The 15,807-nt window shown below is 64.4% G+C and carries 21 protein-coding genes and 1 tRNA gene; 20 read left to right on the top strand and 2 right to left on the bottom strand.

The genetic code is table 11. From position 1 onward, the window contains the following. The first annotated feature begins 63 nt into the window (after positions 1-63). The 13 genes from hisC (at position 64) to tatC (ending at position 8,264) form a co-directional block, all read left to right on the top strand. Entirely contained in the window at positions 64-1,137 is a 1,074-nt protein-coding gene (gene hisC / locus DIE15_RS27475) for a histidinol-phosphate transaminase (RefSeq protein ID WP_124834824.1), read from the top strand. Positions 1,138-1,202: 65 nt separating this feature from the next. After that, a complete protein-coding gene (gene hisB / locus DIE15_RS27470; RefSeq protein ID WP_057924767.1) occupies positions 1,203-1,790 on the top strand; it encodes an imidazoleglycerol-phosphate dehydratase HisB in 588 nt (195 codons plus the stop codon). Positions 1,791-1,851: 61 nt separating this feature from the next. Continuing rightward, entirely contained in the window at positions 1,852-2,472 is a 621-nt protein-coding gene (locus tag DIE15_RS27465; RefSeq protein WP_057924766.1) for a MarC family protein, read from the top strand. Further along, complete coding sequence (gene hisH, locus DIE15_RS27460) at positions 2,469-3,110, top strand: imidazole glycerol phosphate synthase subunit HisH (protein ID WP_057924765.1); 642 nt, start codon at positions 2,469-2,471, stop codon at positions 3,108-3,110. The genes DIE15_RS27465 and hisH overlap by 4 nt, the downstream gene beginning before the upstream one ends. Positions 3,111-3,273: 163 nt before the next feature. After that, a complete protein-coding gene (gene hisA, locus DIE15_RS27455; protein WP_057924764.1) occupies positions 3,274-4,029 on the top strand; it encodes a 1-(5-phosphoribosyl)-5-[(5-phosphoribosylamino)methylideneamino]imidazole-4-carboxamide isomerase in 756 nt (251 codons plus the stop codon). A gap of 119 nt (positions 4,030-4,148) precedes the next feature. Further along, positions 4,149-4,922 (top strand): imidazole glycerol phosphate synthase subunit HisF, encoded by a 774-nt coding sequence (gene hisF, locus DIE15_RS27450; RefSeq protein WP_057924763.1) that lies wholly within the window; start codon positions 4,149-4,151, stop codon positions 4,920-4,922. Then, positions 4,922-5,338, top strand: a complete 417-nt coding sequence (gene hisI / locus DIE15_RS27445; RefSeq protein ID WP_048251404.1) for a phosphoribosyl-AMP cyclohydrolase — start codon at positions 4,922-4,924, stop codon at positions 5,336-5,338. The genes hisF and hisI overlap by 1 nt, the downstream gene beginning before the upstream one ends. Continuing rightward, a complete protein-coding gene (locus DIE15_RS27440) occupies positions 5,335-5,700 on the top strand; it encodes a phosphoribosyl-ATP diphosphatase (RefSeq protein ID WP_044845953.1) in 366 nt (121 codons plus the stop codon). The genes hisI and DIE15_RS27440 overlap by 4 nt, the downstream gene beginning before the upstream one ends. A 71-nt stretch (positions 5,701-5,771) precedes the next feature. Continuing rightward, a complete protein-coding gene (locus DIE15_RS27435) occupies positions 5,772-6,164 on the top strand; it encodes a hypothetical protein (RefSeq protein ID WP_057924762.1) in 393 nt (130 codons plus the stop codon). 29 nt (positions 6,165-6,193) lie between these two features. Further along, the gene (locus DIE15_RS27430; RefSeq protein ID WP_124834823.1) at positions 6,194-6,559 is read left to right on the top strand and encodes a histidine triad nucleotide-binding protein; all 366 of its coding nucleotides are present in this window, start codon (positions 6,194-6,196) and stop codon (positions 6,557-6,559) included. 93 nt (positions 6,560-6,652) lie between these two features. Then, the gene (tatA, locus tag DIE15_RS27425) at positions 6,653-6,883 is read left to right on the top strand and encodes a Sec-independent protein translocase subunit TatA (protein WP_057924760.1); all 231 of its coding nucleotides are present in this window, start codon (positions 6,653-6,655) and stop codon (positions 6,881-6,883) included. 26 nt (positions 6,884-6,909) lie between these two features. Then, positions 6,910-7,440 carry a Sec-independent protein translocase protein TatB gene (gene tatB, locus DIE15_RS27420; RefSeq protein WP_057924759.1) on the top strand — a complete coding sequence of 177 codons (531 nt, stop codon included), beginning with the start codon at positions 6,910-6,912 and terminating at the stop codon, positions 7,438-7,440. 41 nt (positions 7,441-7,481) lie between these two features. Continuing rightward, positions 7,482-8,264, top strand: coding sequence for a twin-arginine translocase subunit TatC (gene tatC / locus DIE15_RS27415; protein ID WP_057924758.1), 783 nt, complete (start codon positions 7,482-7,484; stop codon positions 8,262-8,264). A 227-nt stretch (positions 8,265-8,491) separates the two neighbouring features. Here tatC and DIE15_RS27410 read toward each other — a convergent pair whose 3' ends face one another. Continuing rightward, positions 8,492-9,697, bottom strand: a complete 1,206-nt coding sequence (locus DIE15_RS27410) for a Do family serine endopeptidase (RefSeq protein WP_057924757.1) — start codon at positions 9,695-9,697, stop codon at positions 8,492-8,494. 21 nt (positions 9,698-9,718) lie between these two features. On the opposite strand from DIE15_RS27410, the gene DIE15_RS27405 reads away from it, so the two are divergent. The 7 genes from DIE15_RS27405 to DIE15_RS27375 all read left to right on the top strand — a co-directional run bounded on the left by DIE15_RS27405 (position 9,719) and on the right by DIE15_RS27375 (position 14,855). Next, a complete protein-coding gene (locus DIE15_RS27405; protein WP_057924756.1) occupies positions 9,719-10,465 on the top strand; it encodes a Nif3-like dinuclear metal center hexameric protein in 747 nt (248 codons plus the stop codon). A gap of 218 nt (positions 10,466-10,683) precedes the next feature. After that, positions 10,684-11,304: a ubiquinol-cytochrome c reductase iron-sulfur subunit gene (petA, locus tag DIE15_RS27400; protein ID WP_124834845.1), complete on the top strand. Its 621-nt coding sequence runs from the start codon at positions 10,684-10,686 to the stop codon at positions 11,302-11,304. Beyond that, the gene (locus tag DIE15_RS27395; RefSeq protein WP_124834822.1) at positions 11,301-12,683 is read left to right on the top strand and encodes a cytochrome bc complex cytochrome b subunit; all 1,383 of its coding nucleotides are present in this window, start codon (positions 11,301-11,303) and stop codon (positions 12,681-12,683) included. The genes petA and DIE15_RS27395 overlap by 4 nt, the downstream gene beginning before the upstream one ends. Before the next feature lie 21 nt (positions 12,684-12,704). Then, positions 12,705-13,463: a cytochrome c1 gene (locus tag DIE15_RS27390; protein WP_057924753.1), complete on the top strand. Its 759-nt coding sequence runs from the start codon at positions 12,705-12,707 to the stop codon at positions 13,461-13,463. A 94-nt stretch (positions 13,464-13,557) separates the two neighbouring features. Beyond that, entirely contained in the window at positions 13,558-14,169 is a 612-nt protein-coding gene (locus DIE15_RS27385; RefSeq protein WP_006400565.1) for a glutathione S-transferase N-terminal domain-containing protein, read from the top strand. 69 nt (positions 14,170-14,238) lie between these two features. Continuing rightward, complete coding sequence (locus DIE15_RS27380; protein WP_057924752.1) at positions 14,239-14,760, top strand: ClpXP protease specificity-enhancing factor; 522 nt, start codon at positions 14,239-14,241, stop codon at positions 14,758-14,760. Positions 14,761-14,779: 19 nt separating this feature from the next. After that, positions 14,780-14,855: transfer RNA gene (locus DIE15_RS27375), tRNA-Thr, on the top strand. A 570-nt stretch (positions 14,856-15,425) separates the two neighbouring features. Here DIE15_RS27375 and DIE15_RS27365 read toward each other — a convergent pair. Beyond that, positions 15,426-15,677 carry a PAAR domain-containing protein gene (locus DIE15_RS27365; protein ID WP_124834821.1) on the bottom strand — a complete coding sequence of 84 codons (252 nt, stop codon included), beginning with the start codon at positions 15,675-15,677 and terminating at the stop codon, positions 15,426-15,428. Between the last annotated feature and the right edge of the window lie 130 nt (positions 15,678-15,807).

Genomic DNA, 15,807 nt, shown 5'->3' with positions numbered 1-15,807 from the left:
AGGGCGGCAGCCGCCGCCTTGCCGACCATTTGACGCCGGCGCGATGCACGCCGGCTTGACACCATGACGACGCCACAAGACATCATCCGCCGCGACGTGCTCGCGATGACGAGCTACCCGGTGCCCGACGCGAGCGGGTTCGTGAAGCTCGACGCGATGGAGAACCCGTATTCGCTGCCCGCGCCGCTCGCGGCGGCGCTCGGCGAGCGTCTCGCGCAGGTCGCGCTGAACCGCTACCCGGCGCCGCGCCCGGGCGCGCTGCTCGAGAAGCTGCGCCACGCGATGGGCGTGCCGGCCGCATGCGACGTGCTGCTCGGCAACGGCTCGGACGAAATCATCAGCATGATGTCGGTGGCGTGCGCGAAGCCGGGCGCGAAGGTGCTCGCGCCGGTGCCGGGCTTCGTGATGTACGAACTGTCGGCGAAGTTCGCGCAGCTCGAGTTCGTCGGCGTGCCGCTCAAGGCCGACCTGACGCTCGACGCCGACGCGATGATCGCGGCGATCGCCGAGCACCGGCCCGCGCTCGTCTATCTCGCGTACCCGAACAACCCGACCGGCACGCTGTACGACGAAGCCGACGTCGAGCGGATCATCGCGGCCGCGCGGCACAGCCTGATCGTGATCGACGAGGCGTACCAGCCGTTCGCGGAGCGCTCGTGGCTGCCGCGCGCCGCCGAGTTCGACAACGTCGTCGTGATGCGCACGGTGTCGAAGCTCGGCCTCGCGGGGATCCGCCTCGGCTATCTTGCCGGGCTGCCCGCGTGGCTGACCGAGTTCGACAAGGTGCGCCCGCCGTACAACATCAACGTGCTGACCCAGGCGAGCGCCGATTTCCTGCTCGACCACCTCGACGTGCTCGACGCACAGGCGGCCGAACTGCGCGCGGAACGCACGCGTCTCGCGCAGGCCGTGGCCGCGCTGCCGGGCACGACAGTGTTCCCGAGCGCCGGTAATTTCCTGCTGGTGCGCGTGCCGGACGCGGCGGCCGTGTTCGATGTGCTGCTCACCGAGCGGGTGCTGGTCAAAAACGTGAGTAAAATGCATCCGTTGCTGGCCGAATGCGTGCGGCTGACCGTCGGTTCTCCCGACGAAAACGCGCGCCTGCTGGCTGCTTTGAAAATCGCGCTGCCCGGTTGAGCCCAGGGCGCGGCGGCGCGCGACGATCAATCCCCATTTACACCAGACTCATTCAAGGAATTGCCATGCGTGTGGCGGAAGTCGTTCGCAATACCAGCGAAACGCAGATCCGTGTGAAGCTCGATCTCGACGGTACGGGCCGGCAGAAGCTGGCCACCGGCGTGCCGTTTCTCGACCATATGCTCGATCAGATCGCGCGACACGGTCTGATCGATCTCGAGGTCGAAGCGCACGGCGACACGCATATCGACGACCACCATACGGTCGAGGACGTCGGCATCACGCTCGGCCAGGCCGTCGCGAAGGCGATCGGCGACAGGAAGGGCATCCGCCGCTACGGCCATTCGTACGTGCCGCTCGACGAGGCGCTGTCGCGCGTCGTGATCGACTTCTCGGGCCGGCCGGGTCTCGAATTCCACGTGCCGTTCACACGCGCGCGGATCGGCACCTTCGACGTCGACCTGTCGATCGAATTCTTCCGCGGGTTCGTGAACCACGCGGGCGTCACGCTGCACATCGACAACCTGCGCGGGATCAACGCGCACCATCAGCTCGAAACGGTGTTCAAGGCCTTCGGCCGGGCGCTGCGTGCGGCGGTGGAGCTCGACGAGCGCGCGGCGGGGCAGATTCCGTCGACGAAGGGCAGCCTCTAACTTCCGAACGGACGGACGCCAGGATTAATCTGACGGCTTCGGCGCGGCGCGCCGGCTTGCGATGGATCTGCTCAAATCGTTCATTTCGCTGCTGGCGCTGATCAACCCGGTCGGCGCGGTGCCGTTCTTCCTGAGCCTGACGGCGCAGCAGACGGACGGCGAGCGGCGCCGCACGATCCGGATCGCGTCGGTGTCGGTGTTCTGCGTGATGACGGTGACGACGTTGCTCGGGCAGCAGATCATCAACTTCTTCGGTATTTCGGTCGGCTCCCTTGAAGTGGGCGGCGGGATCATCATGTTGCTGATGGCGATCAACATGCTGAACGCGCAGATCGGCAACACGCGATCGACACCGGAGGAGCGCCACGAGGCCGAGTTGAAGGACAACATCGCGGTCGTGCCGCTGGCGATTCCGCTGCTCACGGGCCCCGGCTCGATCAGCACGGTGATCATCTATGCGGCGAACTCGCAGCACTGGTATGAACGAGCGGGGCTGGTCGCGATCGGCGCGGTCCTGGCTCTTCTGTGTTTTGTCGCGATGCGGCTCGCCGAGCCGATCGCGAACTGGATCGGCCGCACCGGCATCAACATCGCCACGCGGCTGATGGGTCTGATGCTGTCGGCGCTGGCGGTGGAATTCATCGTCAATGGACTGAGGGCGCTACTGCCTGCACTGAGATGAAAACTTCGATTGCGATTGTGGATTATGGGATGGGCAACCTGCGCTCGGTCGCGCAGGCGCTCAAGAAGGCCGAACCGGCCGCCGACGTGGCGATCGTCGACACGCCGGCCGCGATTCGCGCGGCCGACCGCGTCGTGCTGCCCGGCCAGGGCGCGATGCCGGACTGCATGCGCTGCCTCGGCGAATCGGGGCTGCAGGAAGCGGTGATCGAGGCATCGCGCACGAAGCCGCTGCTCGGCGTGTGCGTCGGCGAGCAGATGCTGTTCGACTGGAGCGCGGAAGGCGACACGAAGGGCCTGGGCCTGTTGCCCGGCAAGGTCGTGCGCTTCGAGCTCGACGGCCAGCTGCAGGACGACGGCTCGCGCTTCAAGGTTCCGCAGATGGGCTGGAACCGCGTGCGCCAGTCGCAGCCGCACCCGCTGTGGGACGGCGTGCCCGACGACGCGTATTTCTACTTCGTGCACAGCTATTACGTGAAGCCGGACAACCCGGCGCACACGGTCGGCGAAACGGCATACGGCGCGCCGTTTACGTCCGCGGTCGCGCGGGACAATCTCTTCGCGACCCAATTCCACCCCGAGAAAAGCGCGGAAGTCGGGTTGCGTCTGTACCGCAACTTCGTACACTGGAAGCCGTGAACGTGGCGCGCGAGCCACAGTCGACGGGGCGGAACACCCTGTCGTGCCGGGCTCTCGCGCTTAAGCGCCGAAAGAGTTGTACTAAACTAGCGAGACGGCGCGGCACCGGTTTGGCCGGTGCGCGCCGGATTCTTTTCATTTTCCACGACGACACCCGATTGCTATGTTGCTGATTCCGGCCATCGATCTCAAAGACGGTCAGTGTGTGCGCCTCAAACAGGGCGATATGGACCAGGCCACGATTTTCTCCGAGGACCCGGCGGCGATGGCCCGCAAATGGGTCGATCTCGGCGCCCGGCGGCTGCATCTGGTCGACCTGAACGGCGCGTTCGCCGGCAAACCGAAGAATCTCGAGGCGATCGAAGCGATCCTCGACGAAGTCGGCGACGAAATCCCCGTGCAGCTCGGCGGCGGCATCCGCAGCCTCGAGACGATCGAGAAGTATCTCGACGCCGGCCTGTCCTACGTGATCATCGGCACGGCGGCCGTGAAGGATCCGGGCTTCCTCCAGGACGCCTGCACCGCGTTCGCGGGCAGCATCATCGTCGGCCTTGATGCGAAGGACGGCAAGGTCGCGACCGACGGCTGGAGCAAGCTGACGGGTCATGAGGTGATCGATCTCGCGCGCAAGTTCGAGGACTACGGCGTCGAATCGATCGTCTACACCGACATCGGCCGCGACGGGATGCTGCAGGGCATCAACATCGAGGCGACCGTGAAGCTCGCGCAGGCGGTCGGCATTCCTGTGATCGCAAGCGGCGGCCTGTCGAACCTCACCGACATCGAGAACCTCTGCGAAGTGGAAGAGGACGGCGTCGAAGGCGTGATCTGCGGCCGTGCGATCTACTCCGGCGATCTCGATTTCGCGGCCGCGCAAAAGCGCGCGGACGAACTGAACGGCGAACTCGACGACGCCTGAGCGCGGTCGTTCCGTTCGCCGGGGCTGCCAGCAGGCGGCCCCGACCGGGCGCCTCGCGCGAGGCGCCCGAACCCGGCCGTCCGCAATCGGCCACCCATCGCGGCATTTGGCGCAACATCATGGCTCTAGCTAAACGCATCATCCCCTGCCTGGACGTGACTGCCGGGCGTGTCGTCAAGGGCGTCAACTTCGTCGAACTGCGCGATGCCGGCGACCCCGTCGAAATCGCTCGCCGCTACGACGACCAGGGCGCAGACGAACTGACGTTCCTCGACATCACCGCGACCTCCGACCAGCGCGACCTGATCCTGCCGATCATCGAAGCCGTCGCGTCGCAGGTCTTCATTCCGCTGACCGTCGGCGGCGGCGTGCGCGCCGTCGAGGACGTGCGCCGCCTGCTGAACGCGGGCGCGGACAAGGTCAGCATGAATTCGTCGGCGGTCGCGAACCCGCAACTCGTGCGCGACGCGGCCGACAAGTACGGCTCGCAGTGCATCGTCGTCGCGATCGACGCGAAGCGCGTGTCGGCCGACGGCGAAGCGCCGCGCTGGGAAGTCTTCACGCACGGCGGCCGCAAGAACACGGGCCTCGACGCGATCGAGTGGGCGCGCAAGATGGCCGAGCTCGGCGCGGGCGAGATCCTGCTCACGAGCATGGACCGCGACGGCACGAAGTCGGGCTTCGACCTCGCGCTCACGCGCGGCGTGTCGGATGCGGTGCCGGTGCCGGTGATTGCATCGGGCGGCGTCGGCTCGCTGCAGCACCTGGCCGACGGCATCAAGGACGGCCGTGCCGACGCGGTGCTGGCGGCGAGCATCTTCCACTACGGCGAGCACACGGTCGGCGAGGCGAAGCGTTTCATGTCCGACCAGGGCATCCCGGTGAGGCTGTGATGAATACGGAAACGAAATCCCTGCCCGCGTGGCTCGACAAGGTCCGCTGGGACGACAACGGCCTCGTGCCGGTGATCGCGCAGGAAGCGTCGACGAACGACGTGCTGATGTTCGCGTGGATGAACCGCGAGGCACTGGCGAAGACGATCGAGACGCAGCGCGCGGTCTATTATTCGCGCTCGCGCAAGCGCCTGTGGTTCAAGGGCGAGGAGTCGGGCCACGTGCAGCACGTGCACGAGGTGCGGCTCGACTGCGACGAGGACGTCGTGCTGCTGAAGGTCGAACAGGTGTCGGGCATCGCATGCCACACCGGCCGGCATTCGTGCTTCTTCCAGAAATTCGAAGGCAACGTGGACAGCGGCGACTGGGTCGCGGTCGATCCGGTGCTGAAAGATCCCGAACACATCTACAAATGACGCAATCGACCGAAGACACGCTGCTGCGCCTCGCGGCCGTGATCGATAGCCGCAAGGGCGGCGACCCCGAGCAATCCTACGTATCGCGCCTGTTCCACAAGGGCGACGACGCGGTGCTGAAGAAGATCGGCGAGGAAGCAACCGAAGTCGTGCTGGCCGCGAAGGACGTGCGCCAGGGCGGCGCGCCGACGGCGCTGGTCGGCGAAGTGGCCGATCTGTGGTTCCACTGCCTCGTGATGCTGTCGCATTTCGACCTGAGCCCGGCCGACGTGATCGCCGAGCTCGAGCGTCGCGAAGGGCTGTCGGGCATCGAGGAAAAGGCGCTGCGCAAGCGCCGCGAGCGCGAGGAAAACGGCGGGTGACGGCCGACGGCCTGCCGCGCCGGCAACAGTGCGGTAAGCTGTAAGAATTGTCATCTGACGAGGGTAGCATCATGACCGATACGCCGAGCCAGTTTCCGACACCGTCGGTGCCGAGCGCAGCGGACGCCGAGCGACTGAACGGTTTGCGCACGCTGACGCATGTGCTGTACGGCCTCTACGCGATTCATTGGCTGACGGGCGGCGTCACCGGCATCATCGCGATCATCATCAACTACGTGAAGCGCGGCGACGTGGCCGGCACGCCGTACGCCGACCATTTCGAGTGGCAGATCCGTACGTTCTGGCGCGCACTGATCGCGTACGTGATCGGCTTCGCGCTGATGTTCGTGGCGGTGGGATTCGTCGTCATGTTTGTCACATGGATCTGGACGCTGTACCGTATCATCAAGGGTTGGCTGTACCTGAACGACAACAAGACGCTCGATCCGCAGGCCTGGTTCTGACCGGCGAGCGGGCGTTTCGCAGGAGCAACATGAGTCACGATCCGAATTGCCTGTTCTGCAAGATCGCGGCGGGCGAGATCCCGAGCACGAAGGTGCACGAGGACGACGAATTCGTCGCATTCCACGACATCCGCCCGGCGGCCGAGACGCACGTGCTCGTGATTCCGCGCCGGCACTTGCCGACGCTGTCGGCGGCGAGCGAGGCCGATGCGCCGATGCTCGGCCGGCTGATACTGCTCGTCGCGCGTCTGGCCGATCAGCTCGGCGTCGCGTACACGGGCGGCGAAACCGGTTTTCGCACGGTGATCAACACGGGCCCGGGCGGCGGGCAGGAGGTCTACCACCTGCACGCGCATATCCTGGCCGGCCCGCGCCCGTGGCTGCGGATGGGTTGACGTGGCGGGGCGTTTCCCCGCATCGATAGTCGAAGCCGGCGTGCCGCCGGCGATTTGCGCCGCGACGCGGCGTGGTTGAGGAGAGGTTTCATCATGGGTGGATTGAGCATTTGGCACTGGCTGATCGTGCTGCTGATCGTCGCGCTGGTTTTCGGTACGAAGAAGCTGCGCAACATCGGCAATGACCTCGGCAGCGCCGTGAAGGGTTTCAAGGACGGCATGAAGGAAGGCGAGACGCCGGCGGACGCGCAGCAACTGCCGCGCTCGGATTCGGTCGACGTCAACGCGAAGGAAACGACGCGTTCCGACTCGAACAAGGCATAACGCCGGCACGCTGACAGGCATTCGCGATGCTGGATCTCGGTCTTTCGAAGATGGCGCTGATCGGCGTCGTCGCGCTCGTGGTGCTCGGCCCCGAGCGCCTGCCGCGCGTTGCGCGCACGGCTGGCGCATTGTTCGGCCGCGCGCAGCGGTACATCAACGACGTGAAGGCCGAGGTCTCGCGCGAAATCGAACTCGACGCGCTGCGGACGATGAAGACCGATTTCGAGACGGCCGCGCGCAATGTCGAGACGACGATTCACGACAACCTGCGCGAGCACGAGAAGGACCTGAACGACACGTGGAATTCCGCGGTCGGCGGTCTTAACGAGGGCTCGGTCGATGCTGGCACGTATGGCTCCGACACACCCGCGGCGCCGTCGTGGCGCGGCAGCGCGGCCGCGCTCGCGCCGAAGCGTCGTAACTGGCGGGTGAAACAGGCGGCGACGCCTGTCTGGTACAAGCGTGCGACGACCCGCCGCACGCACGTGCAGTCGGGCGCCGCGCGTGTCGCGCGCCACCAGCCGGCCAGCCTGCGCCGGCCGACGCGCTTCTTCTGAGCCGAGCGCATGCTCGCTCGTCAATCCTACCGAGGGCCGGTGTGAGCGACCCCCAGCAGAACCCGGGCGACGCCCCGGAAGAAACCTTCATTTCCCATCTCGTCGAGCTTCGCGATCGCATCATTCGCGCAGGGCTGGCCGTGATCGTCGTGTTCCTCGGGCTCGTGTACTGGGCGCCCGACATCTTCCGGCTGCTCGCGCGGCCGCTGATGGAAAACCTGCCGAAGGGCGGCAGGATGATCGTGACCGACGTCACCGGTTCGTTCTTTGTGCCGATGAAGGTCACGATGCTCGTCGCGCTCGTGATCGCGCTGCCGGTCGTGCTGTACCAGATCTGGGCGTTCGTCGCGCCGGGGCTGTATCAGCACGAGAAGAAGCTCGTCGCGCCGCTCGTCGGCAGCAGCTACGTGCTGTTCCTGTGCGGGATGGCGTTCGCGTACTTCCTCGTGTTCCCGACGATCTTCCGCGTGATGGCGCACTACAACGCACCGCTCGGCGCGGAGATGTCGACCGATATCGACAACTACCTGAGTTTCGTGCTCGGGATGTTCATCGCATTCGGGGTCACGTTCGAGGTGCCCATCATCGTCGTGCTGCTCGTCCGGATGGGCGTGCTGACGCTGAAGAAGCTGAAGGAGATGCGGCCGTACGTGATCGTCGGCGCGTTCGTCGTCGCGGCGGTCGTCACGCCGCCGGACGTGTTTTCGCAGCTGATGCTCGCGTTGCCGCTCGTCGTGCTGTTCGAGGTCGGCCTGCTTGCCGCGCGATTCTTCGTGCCGAAGCCGACTGAAGAACCCGAGGCGGAGAACGGCGCCGCAAGTTGACGAAGGAATGGCGCGTGGCGGCAGGCATGGTGACCGCCGCCGATGCGCTCGCACTGCAATGTTGACGCAGGGCGATCGATCGAAAGGGGCGGACGGTGACGGCGAACGCAGCTTCACCGCGACGAAAGCGCTTCGATGCAAAGCAAAAGGGCAGCCGATGAGGCTGCCCTTATTCATTTCCGTCTGCTGTCGCCTGCAAGCGGTGCAGGCGCGCCACCCGGCGGGCGTTACTCGCTGTCGCTGTCCTGTTCGTCGAGCGTCTGCTTCGGCGGCGGCGGGCGCTTGCCGATCACGACGTTCACGTCGAACTCCTTGCCCTTGCGCACGACATGCACCTTGGTGGGCGTGCCCGGCTTGATCTGCGCGACGGTGTTCAGCAGCTTCGTCGTATCGGTGATTTCATCGCCGTTCACGCTCACGAGGATGTCGCCCGGCTTGATGCCGGCCTTGTCGGCCGGGCCGCCCTGCAGCACGCCGGCGACGATCGCGCCTGATTTCTGCTGGAGCCCGAACGACTCGGCGATCTCCGGCGTGACGTCCTGCGGCTCGACGCCGATCCAGCCGCGCGTGACCGAGCCCGTCGTGATGATGCTTTCGAGCACGGTGCGCGCGGTCGATACAGGGATCGCGAAGCCGATGCCGAGCGAGCCGCCCGAGCGCGAATAGATCGCCGTGTTGATGCCGAGCAGGTTGCCGTTCACGTCGACCAGCGCGCCGCCCGAGTTGCCGGGATTGATCGGCGCGTCGGTCTGGATGAAGTTCTCGAACGTATTGATGCCGAGGTGATTGCGGCCGAGCGCGCTGATGATCCCCATCGTGACCGTCTGGCCGACGCCGAACGGGTTGCCGATCGCGAGCACGACGTCGCCGACCCGCGACTGGTCCGAACGGCCGAGCGTGATCGTCGGCAGGTTCGTCATGTTGATCTTCAGGACGGCGAGATCGGTTTCGGGGTCGCTGCCGATCACCTTGGCGGTGGCCGTGCGGCCGTCGGCGAGCGCGACTTCGATCTGGTCGGCGCCGTCCACGACGTGCTGGTTCGTTAGAATGTAACCTTCCGGGCTCACGATAACGCCGGAGCCAAGGTTGGCGGCCGGTTCGTCCTGCTGCTTGCGGGCGTTGCGGTCGCCGAAGAAGTAGCGGAACAGCGGATCTTTCGCGCGCGGATCGGGCGGCAGCGAGCCATCCTTGCTGGAGAATACGTTGACGACGGCGGGCATCGCCTTTTGCGCAGCCTCGGCGTACGACGTGGTCGCCGGTGCCCCGCCGATGCCCGGCGCGACTTCCCGCAGCGCGACGATCGGCGTGGCGAGCTGCTTGCCGAGCTGTCCTTGCCGTTGCAGCCATTGCGGCTTGAGCGTCACGACGATGAACATCAGCGCGAGCAGTACGGTCACCGCCTGCGCGAAGAACAGCCAGAAGCGTCTAAGCATCTGAATGGATTAGAGGTTTATATGGATCGGATCGAACTTGAATTGTACTTGAACAATACCCTTGAAACCGCGCGCTTCAAGGACTATTGCCCGAACGGCCTGCAGGTCGAGGGGCGCCGCAAGATCGAGAAGATCGCTACCGGCGTGACGGCGTCGGTCGCGTTGCTCGAGGCTGCGCTTGAATGGGGGGCGGATGCGGTGCTCGTCCATCACGGCTACTTCTGGCGCAACGAGGCGCCGCAGATCACCGGCCGCAAGTACCAGCGCCTGAAGCTGCTGCTTGCGAACGACCTGAATCTGTTCGCGTTCCACCTGCCGCTCGACGCGCACCCCGAGTTCGGCAACAACGCGCAGCTCGGCGAGAAGCTCGGGCTGATCGGCGAACAGCGTTTCGGCGACGGCGACCTCGGCTGGATGGCCACGCTGCCGATGCCTGTCTCCCTCGAGCACTTCGTCGCGAAGGTCGGGCGCACACTTGGCCGCACGCCGCTGGTGCTCGGCGATCCGGAGATGCAACTGCGCCGCATCGCGTGGTGCACGGGTGCAGCGCAGAGCTATTTCGACGCGGCGATCGACGCCGGCGCCGATGTGTTCCTGACCGGCGAGGTGTCGGAACCGGTCACGCACGCGTCGGCCGAGAGCGGCGTCGCGTTCGTTGCGGCAGGGCACCATGCGACCGAACGCTACGGAATCCAGGCGCTTGGGCGCCACTTGTCCGAAGAATTCGATATCGAACACCTTTTTATCGATATTCATAACCCGGTCTGACTGACGGATTTGCGGCAGCGCATCGAAATTTCACAATGTAGTGGATGCTTAAAAACGAAATGATTTAATCGCTCCGATAGTGGGGGATAACCCTTAACTATCAATCACTTCGAAGGGATTTTCATCTCCGGGCCTTGTAAATGGCGACTCCATTCGAGCAAACTAGCGGCGGAATGGAAAGTCGTGACGGAAAATCCAACTCAGAAGTGGGGCGTGTGATGCGAGACAAGGAAGAGAAACGCGTCGACAGCGGCCGCCGTACCTGGCTGATTGCGACATCCGTAGCAGGTGGCGTGGGAGGCGTAGCCACCGTCATACCTTTCGCGGCGTCGCTTGCGCCGTCCGCGAAAGCGAAAGCGGCCGGAGCCCCGGTCGAGGTCGACATCAGCGGCCTGAAGCCCGGCGAAATGGCCACTGTGCCGTGGCGCGGCAAGCCGGTCTGGATCCTGAACCGCACCGATTCGATGCTGGCCGACGTGGTCAAGGCCGACAAGGAAGTGGCCGATCCGACCTCCGAAAAGCCCTATACGATGCCGTTGCCCGCGTATTGCGCGAACGAATATCGCTCGCGGGCCGATCGCAAGAACATTCTCGTCGTGATGGCCGTGTGTACGCACCTCGGCTGCACGCCAAGCCAACGCTTCACGCCGGGTCCGCAGCCGAACCTGCCGGACGACTGGCCGGGCGGTTTCCTCTGCCCGTGCCATGGTTCGACCTACGACCTCGCCGGCCGTGTGTTCAAGAACAAACCGGCGCCTCAGAATCTCGACATCCCGCCCTACATGTTCACGTCGGCAACGACCCTCGTGATCGGCAAGGACGAGAAAGGAGAAGCGTGATGGCCGACAACAAGGAAGTCTCCACGACAGGTCTCACCGGCTGGATCGATCAGCGCTTCCCGCTCACGTCCACCTGGAAGAAGCACGTTTCCGAGTACTACGCGCCGAAGAACTTCAACTTCTGGTACTTCTTCGGCTCCCTCGCGCTGCTGGTGCTCGTCAACCAGATCGTCACGGGCATCTTCCTGACGATGAACTACAAGCCCGACTCGACGCTTGCGTTCGCGTCGGTCGAGTACATCATGCGCGAGGTGCCGTGGGGCTGGCTGATCCGCTACCTGCACTCGACCGGTGCGTCGATGTTCTTCGTCGTCGTGTACCTGCACATGTTTCGCGGGCTGATGTACGGGTCGTACCGCAAGCCGCGCGAGCTCGTGTGGATCTTCGGTTGTGCGATCTTCCTGTGCCTGATGGCCGAGGCGTTCTTCGGCTACCTGCTGCCGTGGGGCCAGATGTCGTTCTGGGGCGCGCAGGTGATCGTGAACCTGTTCTCTGCGATCCCGTTCGTCGGCCCGGACCTGTCGCTGTGGATCCGCGGCGACTACGTCGTCTCCGACGTCACGCTGAACCGCTTCTTCGCGTTTCACGTGATCGCGATTCCGCTCGTGCTGGTCGGCCTCGTGATCGCGCACCTCGTCGCGCTGCACGAAGTGGGGTCAAATAACCCGGACGGTATCGAAATCAAGGCGAAGAAGGACGCGAACGGCATCCCGCTCGACGGCATCCCGTTCCACCCGTACTACTCGGTGCACGACTTTTTCGGCGTCTGCGTGTTCCTGATGGTGTTCGCGCTGATCGTGTTCTTCGCGCCGGAGATGGGCGGCTACTTCCTCGAGTCGAACAACTTCGTCCCGGCGAACCCGCTGCAGACGCCGCCGGAGATCGCGCCGGTCTGGTATTTCACCGCGTTCTACGCGATGCTGCGTGCGACCACCGACCCGTTCAAGATCGTGTTGATGATCGTGATCGCGCTGCTCGGCGTGCTCGCGCTGATCCGCGCGCGCGGCAAGTGGAAGGTCGGCCTGCCGGTGCTGGCCGCGGCGATCGTCGTGTTCATGTTCCTGACGGAGTCGAAGTTCTGGGGTGTCGTCGTGATGGGCTCGGCGGTGATCACGCTGTTCTTCCTGCCGTGGCTCGACCGCAGCCCGGTGAAGTCGATCCGCTACCGGCCGCTGTTCCACAAGGTGTTCCTCGGGATCTTCGTCGCGGCGTTCCTGACCCTCGCGTTCCTCGGCACACGGCCGCCATCGCCGGCCGCGACGCTGATTGCGCAGGGCTGCGCGCTGATCTACTTCGCGTTCTTCCTCGGCATGCCCGTCTGGACGCCGCTTGGCACGTTCAAGCAGCCGCCGGAACGGGTGCGCTTCAAGCCCCATTAACGTGAGCGAGGAGAGAACGACATGAAGAAACTGCTTTCGACGCTCGCGCTGATCGGGGCGACGGCCGTTGCGCTGCTGGCGGCGCCGGCCGTGCGCGCGGAAGGTAATTTTCCGCTCGACCGGGCGCCCGATAACACGGAAAATCTCGTTTCGCTTCAGCACGGCGCGCAATTGTTTGTAAACTATTGCCTGAACTGCCACAGCGCGAACCTGATGCGCTACAACCGTCTGACGGATCTGGGCATATCCCAGAAGGAGATCGAAACGAATCTCCTGTTCACGACCGACAAGGTCGGGAACACGATGTCCGTTGCGATGCGGCCCGACGACGCGAAGAACTGGCTTGGCACTACGCCGCCCGACCTGTCGGTCGAGGAGCGGGCGCGCGGCCGCGACTGGCTGTACACGTATCTGCGGAGTTTCTACCGCGACGATACGCGGCCGACCGGCTGGAACAACGCGGTGTTCGAGAACGTCGGCATGCCCCATGTATTGTGGCAACTGCAGGGGCAGCGCACTGCCAAATTCGAAGACAAGACGGACGAGGAGACGGGCGAGAAGGTCCACACGCTCGTTGGCTTCCAGCAAGTCACGCCGGGGACGCTGTCGCCGCCGGACTATGACGCTGCGGTGGCCGACCTGGTGGCCTATATGACATGGATGTCCGAGCCGGCCCAGCAGACCCGCAAACGCCTCGGCGTGTGGGTGCTGATCTTTCTCGGTGTCCTGACTTTCCTGTCCTGGCGGCTCAATGCCGCGTACTGGAAAGATATCAAGTAAACACGCCTGACCGGCGTGGGGCCGGCGCAAGGCGGAACCCGTGAAAGGGGTTGCGCCGCGTGCCGGCCCTCGGCTTTTTTGAGGAAACGCAAATATGATGGTTCTGTATTCCGGCACAACTTGCCCGTTCTCCCAGCGTTGCCGGCTGGTGCTGTTCGAGAAGGGCATGGATTTCGAGATCCGTGACGTCGACCTGTTCAACAAGCCGGAAGACATCTCGGTGATGAACCCGTACGGTCAGGTGCCGATTCTGGTCGAGCGCGACCTGATCCTGTACGAATCGAACATCATCAACGAATACATCGACGAGCGCTTCCCGCACCCGCAACTGATGCCGGCCGACCCGGTGCAGCGCGCACGTGCACGCCTGTTCCTGCTCAACTTCGAGAAGGAGCTGTTCGTTCACGTCAGCACGCTCGAAAACGAGAAGGGCAAGGCAGCGGAGAAGAACCACGAGAAGGCACGCCTCGCGATCCGCGATCGCCTGACGCAGCTCGCGCCGATCTTCGTGAAGAACAAGTACATGCTCGGCGAGGAGTTCTCGATGCTCGACGTCGCGATCGCGCCGCTGCTGTGGCGTCTGGATCACTACGGCATCGAGCTGTCGAAGAACGCTGCGCCGCTGATGAAGTATGCCGAGCGGATCTTCAGCCGTCCGGCCTATATCGAAGCACTGACGCCGTCCGAAAAGGTCATGCGTCGTTGAATGCAATGAGGGCATGACGGAGCGGGCGGCGCGGCTTGCCGCGTGCCCGCTCCGGGTTCGAGGATTGTGATGCAAGAGATTTCAACGAAGCCTTATCTGCTGCGCGCGCTGTACGAGTGGTGCACCGATAACGGTTACACGCCGCATATTGCGGTGAGGGTCGACAACTCGACGCGCGTGCCGCGTCAGTTCGTGCGTGACGGCGAGATCGTGCTCAACATCAGCTTCGAGGCGACGAGCCAGCTGCAGATGGGTAACGAGTGGATCGAGTTCACCGCCCGGTTTTCGGGCAAGGCGCACAAGATCGAGATTCCGGTGGCCAACGTGCTCGCGATTTATGCGCGGGAGAACGGGCAAGGGATGGCGTTCCAGGTCGATGTGGTGGCGGGTGAGGGCGAGGATTCGGGCGCGTTCGAAGACGATGCCGCGCAGGCCGACGAGGCCCGGCGTGACGAGTCGCCTGCCGTGCTGACGCCGGTCGCCGAGCGCGGTGCGAATGAAGAACCGTCCGAAGGTGCCGACGAACCGCCGAAAACCGACGGAGATGGGTCGAAAGGCAGCAGCAGGCCTCGCCTCAAGATCGTGAAATGAGGTAGAATCTCGCGCTTACGCCGGCTTAGCTCATCTGGTAGAGCAGTTGATTTGTAATCATCAGGTGGCGGGTTCGAGTCCTGCAGCCGGCACCAATAAAATCAAGGGGTTACGTGAATTTCACGTAACCCCTTGTGCTTTCTGGGCGTTGAAAAGTACATTTTCGGTACAGTCAGCTCTCAGAGCAGGTACATGGCAACCATCGTCAAGACACCTTCCGGGACGTGGAAGGCGGTCATTCGCAAGATTGGTTGGCAAAGCAAAGCCGCCGGGCACTTCGGTGCCGGCGGCTTTTTTGCGTCTGGCGCCCATGCACGCGCGCGGCGGTTTATAGCGCCTCTGGGCGGCCGCCGCCTAGATGCATCCCATGGCTCGGACCAGCCTGCCGCAGGGCCGTGGCGGGCCGCTTGGCGCGTCGGCGGGGCATCCCAAGGGCCGGACCCCTGCCCTTGGGATGACGATTCAGACCCGGCGCGCGCAGTTGTGACCCCGCCCCACCTGCCCGCAAAAATGAACGTTTTTATGCACTCATGCGCCCAGTGCTCGGGGCCGCCCGGCGCGGGCCACGTGGCGATCGGCGGGGCGATTCTTCCATGCACTTTTACGCGCCCTGATTATGCAGTCTCGGCATTTCGTGATCGCGAGCGGTCTGCTCCCCTGGTCGCTCAGGTGAGGCTCGAGATCAGGTGACAGCCGCACGTTGCGCGGTGGCCGTGCCGAGCGATCGGGACGCCGTCGTCCGTCATCGACGGGTCACCTTCCTCGATGACGTTGGGCGACACCTCGGGATGCTGCGGGCACGACACGCGATCACCCTTGCGCGCGACGAAGCGGCCGTCGAAGCGCATCGTCGTGGAGCCCGTTTCGACCTTGCCGCCGTGGTCGGTGTCGTCGCCGACGCGGATAAGATTCATCATGATTGCCTCCTCACCGAATGAGATTCGTTGTCGAAATCCCGTCTCATCATTGGTAGTCGGCCCTGAACAATTCACTTTTCCTTGCGGATGAGTTCATGCCGCCGACAGCGCAGCGGTTGTGACGCTGAGC

The sequence above is a fragment of the Burkholderia sp. Bp9031 genome, assembly GCF_003857965.1.
GTDB lineage: Bacteria > Pseudomonadota > Gammaproteobacteria > Burkholderiales > Burkholderiaceae > Burkholderia > Burkholderia ambifaria_A.
Note: the sequence above shows the minus strand (reverse complement) of the source record. Positions and strands in the feature narration are given on the sequence as shown.

What these genes read in the sequence shown, in the direction of transcription:
- DIE15_RS27440 (WP_044845953.1), top strand. Translation starts at nt 5,335, where the DNA reads ATGACGCAATCGACCGAAGACACGCTGCTGCGCCTCGCGGCCGTGATC.
- DIE15_RS27465 (WP_057924766.1), top strand. Translation starts at nt 1,852, where the DNA reads ATGGATCTGCTCAAATCGTTCATTTCGCTGCTGGCGCTGATCAACCCG.
- DIE15_RS27365 (WP_124834821.1), bottom strand. Translation starts at nt 15,677, where the DNA reads ATGATGAATCTTATCCGCGTCGGCGACGACACCGACCACGGCGGCAAG.
- tatB (WP_057924759.1), top strand. Translation starts at nt 6,910, where the DNA reads ATGCTGGATCTCGGTCTTTCGAAGATGGCGCTGATCGGCGTCGTCGCG.
- hisF (WP_057924763.1), top strand. Translation starts at nt 4,149, where the DNA reads ATGGCTCTAGCTAAACGCATCATCCCCTGCCTGGACGTGACTGCCGGG.
- hisH (WP_057924765.1), top strand. Translation starts at nt 2,469, where the DNA reads ATGAAAACTTCGATTGCGATTGTGGATTATGGGATGGGCAACCTGCGC.
- petA (WP_124834845.1), top strand. Translation starts at nt 10,684, where the DNA reads ATGCGAGACAAGGAAGAGAAACGCGTCGACAGCGGCCGCCGTACCTGG.
- hisA (WP_057924764.1), top strand. Translation starts at nt 3,274, where the DNA reads ATGTTGCTGATTCCGGCCATCGATCTCAAAGACGGTCAGTGTGTGCGC.
- tatA (WP_057924760.1), top strand. Translation starts at nt 6,653, where the DNA reads ATGGGTGGATTGAGCATTTGGCACTGGCTGATCGTGCTGCTGATCGTC.
- DIE15_RS27435 (WP_057924762.1), top strand. Translation starts at nt 5,772, where the DNA reads ATGACCGATACGCCGAGCCAGTTTCCGACACCGTCGGTGCCGAGCGCA.
- hisC (WP_124834824.1), top strand. Translation starts at nt 64, where the DNA reads ATGACGACGCCACAAGACATCATCCGCCGCGACGTGCTCGCGATGACG.
- DIE15_RS27410 (WP_057924757.1), bottom strand. Translation starts at nt 9,697, where the DNA reads ATGCTTAGACGCTTCTGGCTGTTCTTCGCGCAGGCGGTGACCGTACTG.
- hisI (WP_048251404.1), top strand. Translation starts at nt 4,922, where the DNA reads ATGAATACGGAAACGAAATCCCTGCCCGCGTGGCTCGACAAGGTCCGC.
- DIE15_RS27430 (WP_124834823.1), top strand. Translation starts at nt 6,194, where the DNA reads ATGAGTCACGATCCGAATTGCCTGTTCTGCAAGATCGCGGCGGGCGAG.
- DIE15_RS27385 (WP_006400565.1), top strand. Translation starts at nt 13,558, where the DNA reads ATGATGGTTCTGTATTCCGGCACAACTTGCCCGTTCTCCCAGCGTTGC.
- DIE15_RS27380 (WP_057924752.1), top strand. Translation starts at nt 14,239, where the DNA reads ATGCAAGAGATTTCAACGAAGCCTTATCTGCTGCGCGCGCTGTACGAG.
- DIE15_RS27390 (WP_057924753.1), top strand. Translation starts at nt 12,705, where the DNA reads ATGAAGAAACTGCTTTCGACGCTCGCGCTGATCGGGGCGACGGCCGTT.
- DIE15_RS27405 (WP_057924756.1), top strand. Translation starts at nt 9,719, where the DNA reads ATGGATCGGATCGAACTTGAATTGTACTTGAACAATACCCTTGAAACC.
- hisB (WP_057924767.1), top strand. Translation starts at nt 1,203, where the DNA reads ATGCGTGTGGCGGAAGTCGTTCGCAATACCAGCGAAACGCAGATCCGT.